18 protein-coding genes and 1 pseudogene are annotated in these 18,332 nt (G+C 68.7%); 10 read left to right on the top strand and 9 right to left on the bottom strand.

The genetic code is table 11. The features are described 5' to 3' along the window. Window positions 1-70 precede the first annotated feature (70 nt). Together abc-f and ABEB03_RS32920 are read right to left on the bottom strand one after the other, a co-directional pair. Window positions 71-1,705: a ribosomal protection-like ABC-F family protein gene (gene abc-f, locus ABEB03_RS32925; protein ID WP_345656493.1), complete on the bottom strand. Its 1,635-nt coding sequence runs from the start codon at window positions 1,703-1,705 to the stop codon at window positions 71-73. Between the two features lie 1,069 nt (window positions 1,706-2,774). After that, window positions 2,775-3,746, bottom strand: coding sequence for an Acg family FMN-binding oxidoreductase (locus ABEB03_RS32920; RefSeq protein ID WP_345656492.1), 972 nt, complete (start codon window positions 3,744-3,746; stop codon window positions 2,775-2,777). A 128-nt stretch (window positions 3,747-3,874) separates the two neighbouring features. Here ABEB03_RS32920 and ABEB03_RS32915 point away from each other — a divergent pair, with 128 nt between their 5' ends. After that, entirely contained in the window at window positions 3,875-4,186 is a 312-nt protein-coding gene (locus ABEB03_RS32915; protein ID WP_345656491.1) for a hypothetical protein, read from the top strand. Window positions 4,187-4,474: 288 nt separating this feature from the next. Here ABEB03_RS32915 and ABEB03_RS32910 read toward each other — a convergent pair. Beyond that, a pseudogene (locus tag ABEB03_RS32910) lies at window positions 4,475-4,762 on the bottom strand (helix-turn-helix domain-containing protein); the annotation flags it as partial. A 357-nt stretch (window positions 4,763-5,119) separates the two neighbouring features. Next, complete coding sequence (locus ABEB03_RS32905; protein ID WP_345656490.1) at window positions 5,120-5,815, bottom strand: response regulator transcription factor; 696 nt, start codon at window positions 5,813-5,815, stop codon at window positions 5,120-5,122. A 224-nt stretch (window positions 5,816-6,039) separates the two neighbouring features. On the opposite strand from ABEB03_RS32905, the gene ABEB03_RS32900 reads away from it, so the two are divergent. Next, a complete protein-coding gene (locus tag ABEB03_RS32900) occupies window positions 6,040-6,627 on the top strand; it encodes an Rv1733c family protein (protein WP_425589339.1) in 588 nt (195 codons plus the stop codon). 635 nt (window positions 6,628-7,262) lie between these two features. Here ABEB03_RS32900 and ABEB03_RS32895 read toward each other — a convergent pair. Together ABEB03_RS32895 and ABEB03_RS32890 are read right to left on the bottom strand one after the other, a co-directional pair. Beyond that, complete coding sequence (locus tag ABEB03_RS32895; protein WP_345656488.1) at window positions 7,263-7,970, bottom strand: CBS domain-containing protein; 708 nt, start codon at window positions 7,968-7,970, stop codon at window positions 7,263-7,265. Between the two features lie 33 nt (window positions 7,971-8,003). Continuing rightward, window positions 8,004-8,468: a Crp/Fnr family transcriptional regulator gene (locus tag ABEB03_RS32890; protein WP_345656487.1), complete on the bottom strand. Its 465-nt coding sequence runs from the start codon at window positions 8,466-8,468 to the stop codon at window positions 8,004-8,006. Between the two features lie 197 nt (window positions 8,469-8,665). Here ABEB03_RS32890 and ABEB03_RS32885 point away from each other — a divergent pair, with 197 nt between their 5' ends. After that, entirely contained in the window at window positions 8,666-8,875 is a 210-nt protein-coding gene (locus ABEB03_RS32885) for a hypothetical protein (RefSeq protein WP_345656486.1), read from the top strand. A gap of 320 nt (window positions 8,876-9,195) precedes the next feature. Here the strand turns inward: ABEB03_RS32885 and ABEB03_RS45465 are convergent, their stop codons facing one another. Beyond that, on the bottom strand, window positions 9,196-9,459 hold the full coding sequence (locus ABEB03_RS45465) for a hypothetical protein (protein WP_425589338.1): 264 nt from the start codon (window positions 9,457-9,459) through the stop codon (window positions 9,196-9,198). Window positions 9,460-9,611: 152 nt separating this feature from the next. On the opposite strand from ABEB03_RS45465, the gene pflB reads away from it, so the two are divergent. Further along, window positions 9,612-11,870: a formate C-acetyltransferase gene (gene pflB, locus ABEB03_RS32875; RefSeq protein WP_345656485.1), complete on the top strand. Its 2,259-nt coding sequence runs from the start codon at window positions 9,612-9,614 to the stop codon at window positions 11,868-11,870. Window positions 11,871-11,875: 5 nt separating this feature from the next. Continuing rightward, window positions 11,876-12,607 (top strand): pyruvate formate-lyase-activating protein, encoded by a 732-nt coding sequence (pflA, locus tag ABEB03_RS32870; RefSeq protein ID WP_345656484.1) that lies wholly within the window; start codon window positions 11,876-11,878, stop codon window positions 12,605-12,607. 119 nt (window positions 12,608-12,726) lie between these two features. Here pflA and ABEB03_RS32865 read toward each other — a convergent pair whose 3' ends face one another. Further along, window positions 12,727-12,867, bottom strand: coding sequence for a hypothetical protein (locus ABEB03_RS32865; protein WP_345656483.1), 141 nt, complete (start codon window positions 12,865-12,867; stop codon window positions 12,727-12,729). Between the two features lie 262 nt (window positions 12,868-13,129). Here ABEB03_RS32865 and ABEB03_RS32860 point away from each other — a divergent pair, with 262 nt between their 5' ends. From ABEB03_RS32860 to ABEB03_RS32845, 4 genes are all read left to right on the top strand, one after another. Beyond that, on the top strand, window positions 13,130-13,753 hold the full coding sequence (locus ABEB03_RS32860; protein ID WP_345656482.1) for a DoxX family membrane protein: 624 nt from the start codon (window positions 13,130-13,132) through the stop codon (window positions 13,751-13,753). Window positions 13,754-13,907: 154 nt separating this feature from the next. Beyond that, entirely contained in the window at window positions 13,908-14,813 is a 906-nt protein-coding gene (locus ABEB03_RS32855) for a universal stress protein (protein WP_345656481.1), read from the top strand. A gap of 23 nt (window positions 14,814-14,836) precedes the next feature. Beyond that, the gene (gene adhP, locus ABEB03_RS32850) at window positions 14,837-15,859 is read left to right on the top strand and encodes an alcohol dehydrogenase AdhP (RefSeq protein WP_345656480.1); all 1,023 of its coding nucleotides are present in this window, start codon (window positions 14,837-14,839) and stop codon (window positions 15,857-15,859) included. A 5-nt stretch (window positions 15,860-15,864) separates the two neighbouring features. Beyond that, on the top strand, window positions 15,865-16,731 hold the full coding sequence (locus ABEB03_RS32845; protein WP_345656479.1) for a universal stress protein: 867 nt from the start codon (window positions 15,865-15,867) through the stop codon (window positions 16,729-16,731). 16 nt (window positions 16,732-16,747) lie between these two features. On the opposite strand, the gene ABEB03_RS32840 is transcribed toward ABEB03_RS32845, so the two are convergent. After that, window positions 16,748-16,894 (bottom strand): hypothetical protein, encoded by a 147-nt coding sequence (locus ABEB03_RS32840; RefSeq protein WP_345656478.1) that lies wholly within the window; start codon window positions 16,892-16,894, stop codon window positions 16,748-16,750. Window positions 16,895-16,896: 2 nt separating this feature from the next. On the opposite strand from ABEB03_RS32840, the gene ABEB03_RS32835 reads away from it, so the two are divergent. Next, window positions 16,897-18,332 (top strand): phosphoketolase family protein (locus tag ABEB03_RS32835; RefSeq protein WP_345656477.1); only part of this gene is annotated, 1,436 nt, incomplete at its 3' end.

The raw sequence follows: 18,332 nt of genomic DNA, 5'->3' as shown, positions 1-18,332 counted from the left end.
CCTGGCGTGATCGATGGTCGGCCCGCCGGGCGCAGGGCCTCGGGCGCGGGCCAGGTCACACGTCGGCGGCTCACACTTCCGGCGCCCCCATCTCCTTGAGCACCCCGTCGGCCAGCCGCAGCCAGCGGCTGATCCCGATCCGGGCGAGGAACCGCTCGTCGTGGCTGACCACCATGAAGGCGCCCTGGTAGAAGTTGAGCGAGCTCTCCAGCTGGCCCGCGCTGACCAGGTCAAGGTTGTTGGTGGGCTCGTCGAGCAGCAGCAGATGCGGGGCCGGTTCCGCGCACAGCACACAGGCCAGGGTGGCGCGCAACCGCTCGCCACCGGAGAGCACACCCACCGGCAGATGGGCCCGCGCGCCCCGGAAAAGGAACCGGGCGAGCAGGTTCATCCGCTCCGCCTCGGGCCGCTCGGGCGCGAACGCGGCGAAGTTCTCGGCCACCGTGCGGTCCAGGTCCAGCAGGTCCAGGCGCTGCGACAGGTAGGCGATCCTCCCGTCGTTGCGCTTGATCTCCCCGCTCTCCGGGGCGAGATCGCCGGTGAGCAGCCGCATCAGGGTGGTCTTGCCGGCGCCGTTGGGCCCGGTCAGCGCGATGCGCTCGGGGCCCCGGACGCTCAGGTCGACGCCGCCCGCCGCGAACACGTCCTTGTCGCCGAGGCGGACCTGCATGCCCTCGCCGAGGAACAGGTTGCGGCCGGCGGGCACCTGGGTGCCGGGCAGCTCCAGCGCGAGCCGCTGCTCCTCGCGCAGCGCCCGCCCGGCCTCGTCGAGGCGGGCCCTGGCGTCGCTGACCCGGGAGGCGTGCATCGTGCCGGACCTGCCCGCGGCCTCCTGCGCGCCGCGCTTCATGGTGCCGGCGAAGATCTTGGGCAGACCGGCGTTCTTCAGGTTCTTGGCGGCGTTGCTCGCCCGGCGCTCGGCGCGTTCGCGGGCCTGCTGCAGTTCCCGCTTCTCCCGCTTCAGTTCCTGCTCGGCGTTGCGGACGTTCTTCTCGGCGACCTCCTGCTCGACGCGGACGGCCTCCTCGTACTCGGTGAAGTTGCCTCCGTACAGGCGTAGTTCGTCACTGCCGAGTTCGGCGATGCGCTCCATGCGGTCGAGCAGCGCGCGGTCGTGGCTGACCAGGAGCAGACAGCCGTTGAAGTCGGACAGCACATCGTAGAGCTGGTGCCGGGCTTGGAGGTCGAGGTTGTTGGTGGGCTCGTCCAGGAGCAGGATGTCGGGGCGCTTGAGCAACTGGGCGGCGAGGCCGAGGGAGACCACCTGGCCGCCGCTGAGCGTGCTCAGGCTGCGGTCCAAGGTGAGGTCGGCCAGGCCCAGACGGTCGAGCTGGGCGCGGGTGCGCTCCTCGATGTCCCAGTCGTCACCGATGGTGGCGAAGTGCTTCGCGTCGACGTCCCCGGACTCCACGGCGTCCAGAGCGCGGATCACCGCGGCGACCCCGAGCACCTCGGCGACGGTGAGGCCGCTGGTCAGGGGCAGGGTCTGTGGAAGGTAGCCGAGCGTACCGTTCACTGACACCGAGCCCGTGGCGGGCTTCAGCTCACCGGAGATCAGCTTGAGCAGAGTGCTCTTTCCGGAGCCGTTGGGCGCGACCAGGCCCGTACGGCCAGGGGTCACGGAGAAGGACAGGTCGTGGAAGACGGGGGTGTCGTCGGGCCAGGTGAAGGAGACGTTCGAGCAGACGACAGCGGCGTCGGACATGGAAATGACCTCGAAGGTACTGAGGGCAGAGCGTAGACCTCTGCCCTGGGCAGACGTGGGAGAAGGGGGTACGACGAAACGGACCACCTCGGCAGCGCTCGTGTGCGCCGGCCGGTGGCCGTCAGATCCGGATCTCACCCGGAGATGTCGTCGTCACCCACCACGTCTGTGCTCCTCGATGTACGACCTATGTCACCCACCAGCATAGCGACCTGTTCTCATCGCCTCTTCCCGTCCCCCTCCAGCGGGCCGGCTAGCGCAGGGCATCCGGACCACGATGTGCTGGACGACACGACGACAACAGGTGCGGCGGGCGGCGTAGCGTCGCCTGAACCGACTACCGCGATCCCCTCATCGCGGCCCGGCTGCACCCCGGCGGCCCAATCGTGCTGGTGCGGATACCGCCTGCCTGGCGTACTACAACCCCATCGTCACGCGGGACTTCGAAAAGGGACAGGTCCGCTCGGGCCGCCTGGGCGACGCCCAGACCCTCTTCGACCACCCGGACATCCTGTACACCCCGTCCAACCTGTGGGCCGCGGACCGCTCCTGGATCGTCTGCACCGACTACGACCTCTGGGGCACCAAAGTCTGCGGCCCCCGCCCGCTGGTCGAGGCGTTGCTCTGCGACCTCGAGATCGAAGCCACCCGCCTGCCCTGGACCACCTAGTGACGTGCCGGCCCCAGCCCCGCCGGCCGGATCCGGTCCAGCAACTCCCCTCAAAGGCATCGCCGACGCCCGGACCGACCTGTCCGGCCAAAGCCCCACCGCCGACAAGCCCATACGTCCGCGCCACCTCACCCACGAAGTTGGTCACGTGTCATCGAAATCTGAGCGCGTCCACCCGCTGCACGTGAACGAGCACAGAATGTCTGTGTCCGGGCCCCTCTGTCCGGACGATGTTCGGGGTTCGGGAGATCCCGGTGGAGACCGCGGCCGCCATACAAGTTGCTGCCGACCGCATGTGCAGGACGGCATCATCCCGCAGAGCGAGCCGCGGCGTGCCCTTGAAGTGCCGACTGGAGCCACCTGGTAGCTCAAGTTTCACTTCAGCAGGTCAGACGCGGCCTACTGCGGCAGCAGGGCGTTGCCGGCGCGGGGCGTGCTCGGTCCCTGGGGACCGTACCCGAGGCGAATCACCATCTGTGCGTGAGAGCGACGGGCGTCTGTCAACGGCACCAGTTGGTCACGGAGGTCAGGCCATTCCAGTGCCTGGTGGAGAAGCGATGCCCGGATGCCCTGAGCGGTGGCGACGAGCAGGACCCGTTCCAGGGCTTGGCCGGCTCGGAGCCAGTCCGTCCGCCGGTCATGCGCGGTGGACAGCACGGTGATCGACGGGCGCTTTTCGAAGGGCTGGGCGGAGAGCACCTCCGCATGCCGATGGGCGCGGAAGTCCCGCATCGGGATGCGGTCCAGAAAGTCCTGGGGGCCGAGTACTTCGGGCGGCATGCCCAGGCCGGTGCCTTGCGCCTCGCCGACCCAGCGGCGGCTCTCCATGGCCCGGCTCGCATCCGTTGTGTTGCGGTGCTCTGCCTCCCTGGTGAGATTCAGGACGCTGTTGGCCCTCCCGGGCGTAAGGCGGTGCAGCAAGGCTCCTTCTGAGTGCGCTGCCTCGGCGAGTTCCGTGAGTACGGAACTGGGCGGCGGGCATTCCGAGAAGGGGAAACGGCTGCTGTGCCGGCGCCACACTGCGTCGTAGAGAGAAGTGTGTGAGGAGGGCCTGGCGGAGCCGCCGAGGCGCACGGTGGCGAGCAGGTCCGGCTCGTCGGGGCGCGGGAGCAGTCGGGCCACCGGTTCCCAGCCGAAGTGCGCCACCGCAATCCGCATATTCAACACCGCACAGCCGACGGACATATGCAGTGCCCGCCCGGTCGGATCGATGTGGCGAAGCCCGCGTTGCGCGGCCGCCCGGATCTCCAACGTGAGAGTGTCCGGGTCCAGGCGGAAGCGCCAGGGCTGGGTGTTGTGGATCGAGGGGGCGGCCACGGCCGCGGAGACGAACGTCTCCAGAGTCGTTGCGTCGAGGACTGCGGTACGCATCGGGGGCTCCTCCCCGTCCTCCGCCAAGGGTGGCTTCGGGACTTCTCGGTGACCGAACCATCTTGGTCTCCGGCATGCGGGGAGAGGGAGGGGCCGTCCGGCCCCGGGGTGGGTTCTGGATGGCCTAGATGAGTAGTTTCGAGGCAGCCGATCCCGTCGGCGACATCTATGTCGTCACCGACAACCTGTCCTCGCGCAACGGCCTGTCCACCCGGACCTGGCTGGAGGACCATCCCAGAATCCGGCCCATGTTCATCCCCTTCGGCGCCTGCCGGCTCAACCTCCAGGAGGGCTGGTGGCGCATCTTCCGCAAGGCCGCCCTCGCCGGACGCCCACGCGGGGTCTTCAAACGGTCGTCGATATGCACGTACAGTGCCGTCAAGAGGGTGTCTAAATCGGTCGCCACAACCCGATGTTGGACACTCTCCCTCCGTTCGTGAACCCCGCAATTGGACTTCCGCCTTGATGCGGTGGCCGTCCGGCGACCAGCCCGGCGCCGGCGGGAAGGTTCGGGGGATCACCGGTCCGAGCTCGTCGGCGCAGACGACCGTCGCGCCTTCGGGCGGGCTGCTGTAGAGCCCGATGATCCTGGTCCCTTCTCCCTCGAAGTCCGCGTCTCGGGAGCGGACCCAGGATCTGGTGTGACGCCAGCGAACTCCCTCAGCCAGCAGGATCCGACGCACCTGACTGCGGCCGATCTCCTTGCCCAACCGCCTGGCTTCGGCAGCCAGCGCGTCAAGCGTCCACTTCGGCGGCCCGGACTCATTCACCGCGGCCAACTCGCCGTCCGCCTGCACCGTCAGCCGACCCGGTGGCGGCTGCCTGACCAGGCCGATGATTCTCGAACGTGCCGTCTCGGTGATGCGCCGCTTACGGCCCTGCCCGCCGAGATCCTCCAGCCCGTCCAGACCCACGCGGTTGAAGCGGTGCAGCCGGCGACGGACCGTCTTGGGGCTGCACCTCAACTCATCTGCGACAGCAGGCACGCGCTGTCCGGACCAGCTCAGCTCGACCATCCGCACCCGCTGCACCAGATCACGCGGCGCCTTGCGTGCTCGCGAGAGCCGACATACGACCTGTCGTTCGTTTTCGTCACGGCTCGGCCGTGCTCGTAACACCACTGTCCAGCACCCGCCCCCGAGTACCCGAACCACCCCGCTACCAGGACATATGCCCAACCAAAGAGGAATCCAGCACTAGGGAGTTTCGGGTTCGGATCAGGTCGGGTCCGCGACGCCCCGCACGGCCCGTCGCCGCGTGGTCGGACCACCGGAATACGCCCAGTACGCGGGCGATCCTCCGCCTTGCGAGGCACCGCACCGGACGCCACGGCCCGATCCGAGCCGATCCGAACGAAACCCTCCAGCCGGAACTCACTTGGGGCGGTCGCCGGTGTCCGACTGCTCCAGGTGGGAGGCCATGACCGCGGCCTGGACGCGACGCTGGACACCGAGTTTGGCGAGCAGTCGCGAGATGTGGTTCTTGACCGTCTTCTCCGACAGGTAGAGCTGCTTCCCGATCTGGCGGTTGGTCAGCCCCTCCCCGATCAGGGTGAGGATTTCCCGCTCGCGGGGCGACAGGCTCGCCAGTTCTGGGGCGACGGTGGGAGGCTCGGCGGGGTCGCGCAGGGAGCGCATCAGGCGCGCGGTGGTCGTGGGGTCGAGCATGGACTGGCCGGACGCGACCGTGCGCACGGCCGAGACCAGGTCGGAGCCTCTGATCTGCTTGAGGACATAACCCGAGGCCCCGGCCATGATGGCGTCCAGCAGGGCGTCCTCGTCGTCGAACGAGGTGAGCATCAGGCAGGCCAGCTCGGGCATTTGGCTGCGCAGCTCCCGACAGACCGTGATGCCGTCGCCGTCCGGGAGCCGTACGTCGAGCACGGCGACGTGCGGCCGCAGGGCCGGGCCGCGGACCAGGGCATGTTCGACCGAGTCCGCGTCGCCGACCACCGAGATGTCCGATTCGCCGTCGAGCAGGTCGGTGATGCCGCGTCGTACGACCTCGTGGTCGTCCAACAGGAAGACACGGATCGGATCCTGCTCCGTGAAGGTGCGTGTCTCGGTCATGACCACCCCTTGTTCCCGGTGACGGACGGGCTGCGGGTACCCGTGACGACGATCATTGCTCGCCGGACCCCGATGGCATAGGGCCGACCGGCCCTACTCGGCTTCGAGATCCCCCCTGTCCGGCCCCATGGTGACGGTCCGCCGGCCCCTGCCGCCGGACGGTCGGTTGGTGAGACCTTCCTTGCCGTACTCGGGTTCGTAGTACTCAGGAGGAGGTGTGACCGATGCGGAAGGAAGGGCACACGAAGGTCAGGGGCTGGCGGTGGCGGCGCAATCCGCTGCGACGGCACAGTGACGTGGTCGAAGCGCGGATCGTCCTCGCTGCCTGGGCGGCGGCGATCGTCGGCGGAGCCGTGGGCGGCGCGGTCGTGGCGCAGGCTGTGGCTGGTGCGGTAGAGCACGATCGGATGGGGCGGAGGCCGGTGTCGGCCGTGATGGTGAGCGACGCACCGAGCGGGACACGGGACGTCACCACCGGCGTGAAGTACGACCACGTGACGGCCAAAGTGCGGTGGACCGACAGCCACGGTGTCCTGCGGACTGACCAGACGACCGTCAAGGGCGGCAGCACCGCCGGAGCCACTGTCGCTGCGTGGACCGATGGGCGGGGGCACCTGGTGTCCGGGCCGATCGGATCGGCGGAGGCGGCGGCACGTGTCGGGCTGGCCGGTGCGGGGGCGGGGCTCACGGGTGGGCTCCTTGTTCTGACAGGCGGACTGATGGTCCGTCTGCGGATTGAACGTCGGGCCACGGAGCAGTGGGGCATCGAGTGGGATCAGGTGGGACCGCAGTGGGGGCGCAAGACCAGTTGAACAGCGTTCTTCGACCGTGGACGCCGCCTGGACGGACCAGAGATCGCCCATCAGTGTCAGCGGGAGCGCGTAGTGGGCCCTCGTGCTGAGGCGCCGACGGAGCTGGTAGCGGACGTAGATGCCGCCTGACCGCGCTCAGTAGGCTGGGGCGCCACGACCGCCGTCGACAGCCGTGTCCGGATCATCACCCTGCTCATCCGGCAGCGGCCCGAAGTCGTCCAAGACGTGACGGTGTCCGAGGGGAGGACTTCAAGGTCGTGGGGCCTGGTCGAGCATCGCGCGCGCAGCTGACCCCGCACACCGCGATCGACAACAAGCTGCGCCGGCTCCTGCACGAGCTGGTCGGCCCGCTCGCCGGCTGACGCCTCGACTCAGTGAGCCTTGCCCAACCTCAGGCGCAGCCGGGGCATCTTACCTGGCAGGCGGACGAAGCTGCTGACAGACGGTTTTTCGACCAAGAGAACCGTCTCCACAAAGAGACTTGTCTTGCTTGCTCACCCGTCCGGCGTCGACATCTCCAGCTCTGCCCTCCGCTTCCTCGCCGCCCGCCCAGCATCCGTTGCCGAAGGCGTGATGCTCGCGGGTGTGGCCCCGTCGTCGAGGCGGGGCCACACCCGCGAATGCTTTTCACACCGTTACACCGGACCGGAACTTCCTGTGCCTCCCGGTGCCACCGAAGTGCTCGATGAGCCGTCCGGCCGACTGCCTTCCAACGCGAAGTCCACGTCCACAACGCCCTCGACGGCGCGCACGAGGCGGGCGGCCACGGGAATCAGAGACGTGTCGCGGACGTGGCCGGCAAGCTTGACCACTCCGTCGTGCACTTCCACGCGGATGGTCGAGCCCGGGGTGGGGAGAAGATGGGCCACGATCTCGCGGCGTACCTCTTCGGCGATCTCCTCATCGCCTCGCAGGAACACCTTGAGGAGGTCGGCCCTGCTGACGATGCCTTGCAGCATGCCCAGCTCGTCGACGACGGGGAGCCGCTTGATCCTCGAGTGCGCCATGGTGCGGGCGGCCTTGGCGAGGATGGTATCCGGGCGAGTGGTGAGGGCCGGGGAGGTCATCAGCTCCTCTGCGGTGAGCGCGCCGGCCTTCGCCAGGTCCTTCAGACGCCGCAGCTGCGTGTACCGGTCGGGGTCGCTGTCGCGGAACTCCTCCTTCGGCAGCAGGTCGGCCTCGGAGACGACGCCGACGACGCGGCCCTCGCCCTCAAGGACCGGCAGGGCGCTGACCTTCCAGTCCTGCATCAGCTGCACGATCTGCTTGAAGGTGGCCTTGCGGCCGACGGCGGCGACCGTTTGGCTCATGACGTCGCTGACGATGTGCGGGGAGCCGTGCATGGTGACTCCTTTCTGGCATCGACCGGGGCGGGTTCAGACAGGGACGCCGGTGCCGTACGGGGCGTACAGATCCATCAGCCGGGTGCGGGAGGAGCGCAGGCGGTGGGCCAGCACGTCACCGACCCACCGGGCCATGTTGTTGCCCATGGCCGGGTCTTCCTGGCACATCAGACGCACGGCGGTGGCGTCGAACTCGTACGCCCTCACCGGGGTGACCGCCTCAGCGCCCAGGTGCCACACGTGTGGTGTGAACAGCCAGGACCAGCCGATGAGTTCGTTGTGCCGGAGGGTCTCGACAACTGCGGCGCGACGACCGGGAACATGCATGTCGAGCTCGACCGTGCCACTGCGGATGATCCAGAACCGGTCGGCCTTGCCGCCCTCCTCGAACAGGCGGGTACCTTGCGGAAACGCCACCTCGCGGGCGACGCGCATCAGCCGTTGCCGGTGGTCGGCGGGTAGCCCGCGCAACATGCTGGGTGTAGGGGTGGTGATCATGGCGTGCCTCCCGACGCGATGTAGGAACTGCCATGGCCAGCGTGTGTCCACGTCCGGCAGCAGGGCCATGGGCCACCCGGGGCCATCGATCGGGCCGCTCGGCTCCGGCAGGAAGACCTCCGGCACCCTGTGTCCAGGTTGGCTCGGCTGTTCCATGAGGGTGTGAGACGACCCGCCCGTCGGAGGAGGTGAGCACTGTGGGTACCTCACTGACTCCCGACTTCTGGAAGTCGTTCGCCCTTCTCTTGGCGATCGCCATGGCAGCCACCTTCGTGGTGAGCGCCGCCCTCGATGCGCTGGTCCTGCGACTGCGGCAACGCCGTCGGCAACGTCAACTGCCCGCCGGTCGCCAGGACGGGGCACTTCGCATTCCCAGCCGGCCCAAGCAGACCCTGGTGCATCACTGAAGCGCACAGACCGACGCGACCGCGCCCTCTCCTGGTGATCGCGTCGGCCTGTTCCCGGTCAGCGGTCCCTGTGGGCCCTGTTGATGATGCCCACCCGCGTGGAGCACCGATAGAGGTCTCCGAGGAAGTCAGAGGATCTCTTGTCTTCGACCAGTGCACCGTCAGACGTCTGTACGGGGATTCCACCTGGCCGAACCGGCGTCCCAGACGGGTCGGAAGTAGATCGACCACCTCCATGAGAGCAGGCCCGGGCCGGCCGAGGTCCTCGACGAAGGCGCCGACCTCCGCCGAGGCGTGCTCGGCCGGCCGATTGCCGCATGTCAGCACAAGCAGGGACCGGCGAGCGGCGGGCCGTACTTCTGTGCCCGTGAAGCCTTCGGCAAATTCGCCGGATTCGTCAACGCCTGGCCGTGCTGGATCACTGCGTGGGCCGGCAATGCGGCGACCATGGTGGCTTGGATCGGCTGCGACGACGTTTTTGTCAACACCGGCCACAAGGCCCGGAATGCGGCGTCCTGGATCATCCACGGCAGGTCGGACACGTTGATCCGGCCGGATCTCGTCGTCTCCTCGAAAACGATCACAGGGAAGGCCCGCTGGGGCCGTCCGGCGGTCGGGCAGGGCCGTACGGCTCCGCCCCGGGCCCTGGTCGGCACTCCCCACGGCCACCACCCCTCACCAGGATCTGAAATACCAGACGCATGCACGCACAAACGAGCACGAGAGGGAACCGGCGATGACCACAACCGTGTCAACAGACAACCGGACGGCCGGTGCCTGGCGAGGCTTCGCTGGAACTGGCTGGCGCGAGCACATCGACGTGCGCGCCTTCATCCAGGCCAACTACACGCCGTATGAAGGCGAAGCGTCCTTCCTGACCGGCCCCACAGACCGCACCAGCCTCGTCTGGGGGAAGGTCAGTGCGCTGTTTCCCGAGGAACGGAGCAGAGGTGTGCTCGACGTCGACACCGCCATCCCTTCCACGATCACCTCGCACGCCCCCGGCTACATCGACCGCGACCGCGAACTCATCGTCGGACTGCAGACCGACGCCCCGCTCAAGCGCGCGATCATGCCCAACGGCGGCCTGCGTATGGTGGAGACCGGACTGAAGGCGTACGGCTACGAGCCCGATCCGTTCGTCACACGCGTCTTCGGCACTTACCGAAAAACCCACAACGACGGCGTCTTCGACGCCTACACGCCCGCGATGCGGGCCGCCCGCAAAGCCGGCATCATCACCGGACTGCCTGATGCCTACGGCCGCGGCCGGATCATCGGCGACTACCGGCGTGTGGCGCTGTACGGCACGGACCGGCTCATCGAGGCCAAGCAGGCGGAGCGGGCCCTGCTGGACGCCCGCCCCTCCTCCGCCGACGTCATCCGAGACCGCGAGGAAATCGCCGAGCAGACACGGGCGTTGGGCGAGCTCACGCAGATGGCGGCCACGTACGGCTGTGACGTCTCCCGTCCTGCCGTCAGCGCGCACGAGGCCGTGCAGTGGCTTTACCTCGGCTATCTGGCCGCCGTGAAAGAGCAGAACGGTGCCGCGATGTCGTTGGGCCGCACGTCGACCTTCCTCGACATCTACCTCCAGCGAGACCTCGCGGACGGTCTCATCGACGAGAGGCGCGCACAGGAACTGATCGACGACTTCGTCATCAAGCTGCGGATCGTAAGGTTCCTGCGCACCCCCGAGTACGACGCACTCTTCTCCGGCGACCCGACCTGGGTGACGGAGTCCATCGGCGGCATGGGTGCCGACGGACGCACCCTGGTCACCCGCACGTCATTCCGCTTCCTGCAGACCCTGTACAACCTCGGTCCCGCGCCGGAACCCAATCTGACGGTGCTGTGGTCCCCCCGACTGCCCGCCGGCTTCAAGGAGTTCTGCGCCCAGGTGTCGATCGACTGCAGCGCTGTCCAGTACGAGTCCGACGAGCTCATGTGCCCGCGGACCGGGGACGACACCGCGATCGCATGCTGTGTGTCGGCGATGGCCGTCGGGAAGCAGATGCAGTTCTTCGGAGCACGGGTCAACCTCGCCAAGGCGCTGCTCTACGCCGTCAACGGCGGCCGGGACGAGATGACCGGCGAACAGGTCGCGCCCGAGGCGCCTCGGCTGACCGGAGAGTACCTGGACTACGAAGAACTGTCGGCGGCGTACGACCGCGTCCTGGACTGGCTGGCCGAGACGTACGTCGACGCGCTGAACGTCATCCACTACATGCACGACAAGTACGCCTACGAGCGCCTCGAGATGGCCCTTCACGACCATCCCGTACACCGTTTCATGGCCTGCGGCATCGCCGGCCTCTCGGTCGCTGCCGACAGCCTCTCCGCCGTCAAGTACGCGCGTGTGAAGGTGTTCCGGGACGTCACCGGACTCGCCGTCGACTTCCGCACCGAGGGCGGCTTCCCGACGTACGGCAACAACGACGACCGCGCCGACAGTATCGCCGTCGGCCTGGTGAAGTCGTTCATGGCGAAGGTACGCAGGCATCCCACTTACCGGAACGCCGAGCACACTCAGTCCGTGCTGACGATCACCTCGAATGTCGTCTACGGCAAGCACACCGGCAACACCCCCGACGGCCGCCGCGCCGGCCGGCCCTTCGCACCGGGCGCCAACCCGATGAACGGCCGGGACAGGCATGGGGTGGCCGCCTCCGCGCTCTCGGTCGCCAAACTGCCCTACGAACAGGCCCGCGACGGCATCTCCCTGACAACGACGATCACGCCCGAGGGACTGGGGCACAACCCGGTCGAGCGCGCCGGGCACCTGGTCGACATCCTCGACGCCTACATGGCGGCGGGCGGCTTCCACATGAACGTCAACGTGCTCGACCGGGTCACCTTGGAAGACGCCATGGAACACCCCGACAAATATCCTGACTTGACCATCCGCGTCTCCGGATACGCCGTCAACTTCGTCCGGCTGACCCGGGAGCAGCAGCTCGACGTGATCAGCCGTACCTTCCACGGATCGCTGTGAGCGCGATGACGACGACCGGTCGGATTCACTCCTGGGACCTGTCCACCGGCGTGGACGGCCCCGGGACCCGATTCGTCCTTTTCGTCTCCGGCTGCCCGCTGCGCTGCCTGTACTGCGCGAACCCCGACACCTGGCGCATGCGCGACGGCAAAGAGACCACGGTCGACGAGGTGATGGCCGAGATCGAGAAGTACCGTGCCTTCATCACCACAGCAGGCGGCGGAGTGACCGTCACGGGCGGCGAGCCACTGCTGCAGCCCGCTTTCACCGGCGAGGTCCTGCGCCGCTGCAAGGAAGCCGGACTGCACACGGCACTCGACACCTCCGGCTTCCTCGGCGGCCGTGCCTCCGACGAACTCCTCTCCTGCACCGACCTGGTGCTGCTGGACATCAAGTCCTTCGACATCACGACCTACCGGCACCTGACTGGTGGCGAACTCGCCCCCACCCTGAACTTCGCCACCCGACTGAACCGGCTCGGTGTCCCGATGTGGATCAGGTACGTCCTGGTACCCGGTTGGACGGACAGGGCCGAGGCCGTCGAAGGCTTGGCCCACTTCGTCGCGGGTCTCGGCTCGATCGACCGCGTGGACGTGTTGCCGTTCCACAAGCTCGGCGCCGCGAAGTACGAGGCCCTCGGCGTTCCGTTCCCTTTGAGCGACACCCCGAGTCCGGTACAGGAGTCAGTCGAGCGGGTGCGGGAGCAGTTCCGCGCGCATGGCCTGGCGGCCTACTGAACAGGGTTGAAGCGGTCGATCAGGTAGCGGGCCACACCGGTCAGAGCCTGCCGACGAAAACGCACCTCAACCTGCTTCGGGGGTCCCCGGGTGCGGTCCGTTGGTGTACGTGATCTGTCTCAGGCCAGGCACGAAGTGCCCGCCGTCCCTCTCTCGGGCAGCAGGCCCTGGTCGATGAGGTACATGATGGCCTGCCCTCCCGCACCCTGCTTGTCGGTGGTGAATCCGTGTGCCGTCGCCACGTGCACGGCCTCGACCATCGGCCCGATTTCGTCTTGTCACCGGGTCGTCACCCCTGTCCGGGTCGGGCTGGATACGCCTGACCCTCTGGATCCTCGACCTGGGTCGGCGCCCGCCCGCCGCCGCTGGTGTCGCGACCCCAACGGACCCTGCAGACAGGGCCGTTCAGCCCCACGGGCGCAGACCTTCGGCATCCGGTAGCGGTGCCCTGACGAGACGAGAGTGAGGGGCGTCAGATACCGAACGGACAGAGATCCGCTCCTTCTCGAAGGGATCACCGTCATGGCCATGCACGAGCACTCTCACCGGAGTCCCGGCCTCCACCTGCCGTCCTTCCGCAGGGACCGGTCCGCTTCCGAATCCGCCGTGTCGGCACGCACCGCCACGAACACCGCGCAGGCCTACGCCTTCTCGTCCCTGCGCCTGCTCACCGGATTCGTCTTCTTGTGGGCCTTCCTCGACAAGACGTTCGGCCTCGGCTACGCCACGCCCTCCGGCAAGGGTTGGATCGACGGCGGCTCGCCGACCAAGGGCTTCCTCAGCTCCGTCGCCGCCGGGCCCATGAAGTCCACGTTCCACTCCTGGGCGGGCGCCCCCTGGACGGACTGGCTGTTCATGCTCGGTCTGCTCGGGATCGGGGTCGCGCTGATCGCGGGGGTGGCGCTGCGCTTTGCCGCCGTCGCGGGCACCTTCATGATGGCGCTGATGTGGATCGCCGAGTGGCCGCCCGCCAAGCACCTCTCGGACGGCTCGGCGAGCATGTCGACGAACCCGTTCGTGGACTACCACCTCATCTACGCCGTCGTCCTGATCGCCCTGGCCGCCGCCTCGGCCGGCGACACCCTCGGCCTCGGCCGGATCTGGGCCAAGCTCCCGCTTGTCCGCCACAGCCGCTGGCTGCGGTGACCGCGACAGGCGCGGCGGGCCGCTCGGTGGGTCCGCCGTGCCGAGCCCCGGGACAGGGCCGTTCGATCCCTCCGCAGGGACCTGCGGCCCCTGCCACGTGCCTCATGCGAATCCGAAGCTCAAATCAGAACCCCCGATCCAGGATGTGGAAACCATGACGCGCACCGTCACCGTGGGCCTCGACGGCTCTCCCGAGAGCCGCGCTGCGGCCGAATGGGCGGCCCGCGAGGCACAGTTGCTCGGCCTGCCACTGAAGCTGGTGCAGGTCTGGGACCCAGTACCGAGCCCCATGGCACAGTCGCCGCTTCTCGGCCCCGAGGCCCATCAGCACAGGACCGAGGGGATCCCCCGTGAGGCAGCCCAGGGCATACGACTGCGTCACCCCGGACTCGACGTGTCGACCGAGCAGTTGACGGGCCGGCCTGTCGACGTCCTGGCCAGCCCAGCACAGGAGGCCGAGTTGCTGGTCCTCGGCTCCCGTGGACTGAGCGGGGTCGGCGGGTTCATGGTCGGCTCGGTCGGCCTGTCGGTCCTCGCGCGCACCGAGCGGCCGGTCGTGCTGGTCCGCGCCGGGGAACAGGCCGCAGACGAGCACGAGATGGACCAGGCCGGCATCCCGTCCGCCGCAACCGCGTTCCGACCCGTCGTCCTCGGCCTCGACGTCGTGAGCCCCGACGACGCCCTGATCGCCTTCGCCTTCGCGGCGGCCGCCCGTCGTGGCACTTCCCTGCGGGTCGTGCACGGCTGGAACCCACCCCCGTACTACGCCTACGGGCTGCCCACCGACCTGGAGCTGCACGGGGCTCTGGAACGTCAGGAGGACACCGACCTGGCCGAGGTCCTGGGCCCGTGGCGCGACAAGCACCCGGACGTCGAGGTCACCGCGGAGTCGCTCTACGGCACTCCTGGCAGCCACCTCGTCGACGCCTCCCGCGCGGCCTCCCTGGTCGTCGTCGGCCGCCGCATCCGTCGCGGCCCGCTCGGCGCCCACATCGGCTCCGTCACCCACGCCGTTCTGCACCACTCCCCCGCCCCCGTCGCCGTCGTCCCGCACGGCTGACTCACCCCTGAGGAGCAGAGATCATGAAGGCAGCGGTCGTAAGAGCCTTCGGTGAGCCCCTGGTCATGGAGGAGCGCCCCGACCCCGAGCCCGGCCCTGGCCAGGTCGTTATCCGTCTGGAAGCGTCCGGTCTGTGCCACACCGACATCCACGCCGCCCACGGCGACTGGCCCGTCAAGCCGGACCCGCCCTTCGTCCCGGGCCACGAGGGCGTAGGTCTCGTCGAGAAGCTAGGCGACGGCGTCACCCACCTGGCCGTCGGACAGCGGGTCGCCGTGCCGTGGCTCGGCAAGACCTGCGGGCGGTGTGAGCACTGTCTGTCCGGCTGGGAGACGCTGTGCGAGCAGCAGATCAACACCGGCTACGGATGTGACGGCGGGTACGCCGAGAAGATGCTGGCCTGGGCCGACTTCGCCCAGCCCGTGCCTGACGGCGTGAGCGCCGTGGATGCCGCCCCGCTGACCTGCGCAGGCGTGACCACGTACAAGGCGCTCAAGGTCGCCGGCGTGCGGCCCGCGCAGCTCGTCGCGATCTCCGGCGTCGGCGGTCTCGGGCACCTGGCCGTGCAGTACGCGAAGATCGCCGGAGCCACCGTCGCAGCCATCGACGTCACCGACGAGAAGCTCGAACTCGCCACCGAGCTCGGCGCCGACATCGTGATCGACGCCCGCAAGGACGATGTCGGCCAGGTACTCATGCGGCATGGGGGTGCCCACGCGGCCCTTGCCCTCGCGGTGAACGACGCGGCCTTCGAGGCCGCGGGCTCAGGCCTGCGGCGCGGTGGCAAGTTGGTCATGGTGGCCCTGCCGGCACACGGCACGGTCCGAGTGCCCATCTTCGAGGCCGTCCTGAACGGGACGAGCGTGATCGGCTCGATCGTCGGCACCCGGCAGGACCTCAGGGAGGTCTTCCAACTGCACGCCGCCGGCCGGACCAGGGTCATCTGCGAGACCCGCCCGCTGTCTTCTGTCAACGAGTCGATCGACGAGGTGCTGCGCGGCCAGGTCAAGGCGCGGATCGTCTTCGAGTTCGGCACGGGACGGTGAGCGCCATGGACCTCCCGATCGTCGTCGGCGTCGACGGCTCCGAGCCCAGCCTGCGGGCCGTCGACTGGGCGGCGGACGAGGCCGCATTGCGCGGACTGCCGCTACGGCTCGTGAACGCCTCGCAGTGGGAGCGGTACGAGGGCCCCCATCTCGCCGAGGACCTGGGCAAGCCCTCCGAGCGGGTGATGGCCGAGGACATCGTCGATGCCGCTGTATCGCGAGCTCGTGGCCGACACCCCGATCTGGAGATCTCTGCGGAGGTGCTTCCCGAGGAACCCGAATACGTGTTGGTGCGGGAGAGCCGGAACGCTTCCCTGCTGGTGACGGGTACTCGAGGCCGCAGCGGTCTCGCCGCGGCGCTGCTGGGCTCCGTGAGCCTGACCGTGGCCGGGCACGCGCACTGCCCGATGATCGTCGTGCGGGGCGACAACCCGGCCACGTCTGGGACGTATGGCCGCATCGTCGTGGGAGTCGGGGAGAAGCCGTGGGGCTCGGCGGCTGTCCGCTTCGCCGTTGACGAGGCACGGCGGCGCGGAGTGTCGGTGGAGGCCGTACGGGCCTGGAGGTGCCCCGCACACGAGACCGCAGACCATCCGCTGCTGGCCGGGGAACCTGCCCGGCTGCACGAACAGCAGGCGGTGGACACCTTGACGGAGGCGCTCCAGGAGGCCCCCGCCGATGTAGAGGTACACCGCCGCACGGCCGAGGCCCACGCCCGCACCATTCTCGTGGACGCCTCGGGAAACGCCGACCTCGTCGTCATCGGGGCCCGGCGTCGCCCGAGGCACTTCGGGCTCCAGATGGGCCGCGTGGCCCACGGTGTGCTGAACCACTCCGCCTGCCCGGTCGTCATCGTGCCCGAACCGGCGTGATCCCGAACGTGGTGGCTCACAGACTCGCCGCGTGGTCGGGAACGTAGGCCGGCAGATCACTGGGCGAGCTCAGTAGTTCGCGCTCGTGGCTCTTGTGCGGCAGCGCCGCCGTCGCCTTGCCGCTCCCCGATTCGACGACCCAGTCCATGACTTCCGGAGTCAACCATGCCCAAGGTCGAACACTTCGACGCCACCCCGCCTTCCGACGAGGAACTGCGCAGTTTGCACGCCCACTGGCGCGCTGCCAACTACCTGGCCGCAGGACAGATCTACCTCATGGCCAACCCGCTGCTCACCGAGCCTCTGAGGCCGGAGCACATCAAGCCGCGGCTGCTCGGCCACTGGGGGACCTCGCCCGGGCTGAACCTCGTGTACACCCATCTCAACCGCGTGATCAAGGCTCGAGACCTCGACGCGTTGTGCGTGTGGGGCCCCGGGCACGGCGGCCCCTCCGTGCTCGCCAACTCGTGGCTGGAGGGCAGCTACAGCGAGACCTACCCGGACGTGTCGCGGGACGCGCAGGGGATGGAGCGGCTGTTCCGGCAGTTCTCGTTCCCGGGCGGCGTGCCCAGCCATGTCGCTCCGGAGACCCCGGGGTCCATCCATGAGGGCGGCGAGCTCGGCTACTCGCTCTCGCACGCCTACGGCGCCGCCTTCGACAACCCTGGCCTGCTGGTCGCCTGTGTGATCGGTGACGGCGAGGCGGAGACCGGGCCGCTGGCCGCCTCCTGGCACTCCAACAAGTTCCTCGACCCGGTGCACGACGGCGCCGTCCTGCCGATCCTGCACCTCAACGGCTACAAGATCGCCAACCCGACGGTGCTGTCCCGCCTCCCGGAGGCCGAGCTCGACACGCTGCTGCGCGGATACGGTCACGAGCCCCTCCACGTCACCGGCGACGACCCCATCCAGGTGCACCGGGACATGGCCGCGGCGTTCGACACGGCGTTGGACCGCATTACCCTGATGCAGCGGTCGGCCCGAGAGGACGGCGTCCCCGGGCGTGTCCACTGGCCGCTGATCGTACTGCGCACCCCGAAGGGCTGGACCGGACCCGCCGAGGTCGACGGCCTGCCAGTCGAGGGGACTTGGCGTGCGCACCAGGTTCCGCTCGCCGGGGTCCGAGAAAATCCGGAACATCTACGGCAGTTGGAGGCGTGTCTGCGTTCGTACCGGCCCGAGGAGTTGTTCCGCCCGGACGGCCGGCCCGTCGCCGATGTCCTCGGCTGTATCCCTGAAGGTTCCCGGCGCCTGGGTGCCACCGCACACGCCAACGGCGGCCTCCTCATCCGCGACCTGCCGATCCGTTCCATCGACACCTTCGCCGTTCCGGTCGAGAAGCCGGGCACGACGTTGCACGAACCGACGAGGATTCTCGGTGACCTGCTGGAACAGGTCATGAAGGACACGGCCGGACGCCGTGACTTCCGGGTCGTCGGCCCGGACGAGACCGCGTCCAACCGGCTCCAGGCGGTCTTCGCTGCCAGCGGCAAGGCCTGGCAGGCCCAGCACCTGCCGGTGGACGAACACCTCGACCGGCACGGCCGGGTGATGGAGATCCTCTCCGAGCACCTCTGCCAGGGCTGGCTGGAGGGCTATCT

This window comes from Streptomyces siamensis, assembly GCF_039543605.1.
Classification (GTDB): domain Bacteria; phylum Actinomycetota; class Actinomycetes; order Streptomycetales; family Streptomycetaceae; genus Streptomyces; species Streptomyces siamensis.
The sequence above is the reverse complement of the archived record's forward strand: the minus strand, read 5'-3'. Positions and strand labels throughout refer to the sequence as shown.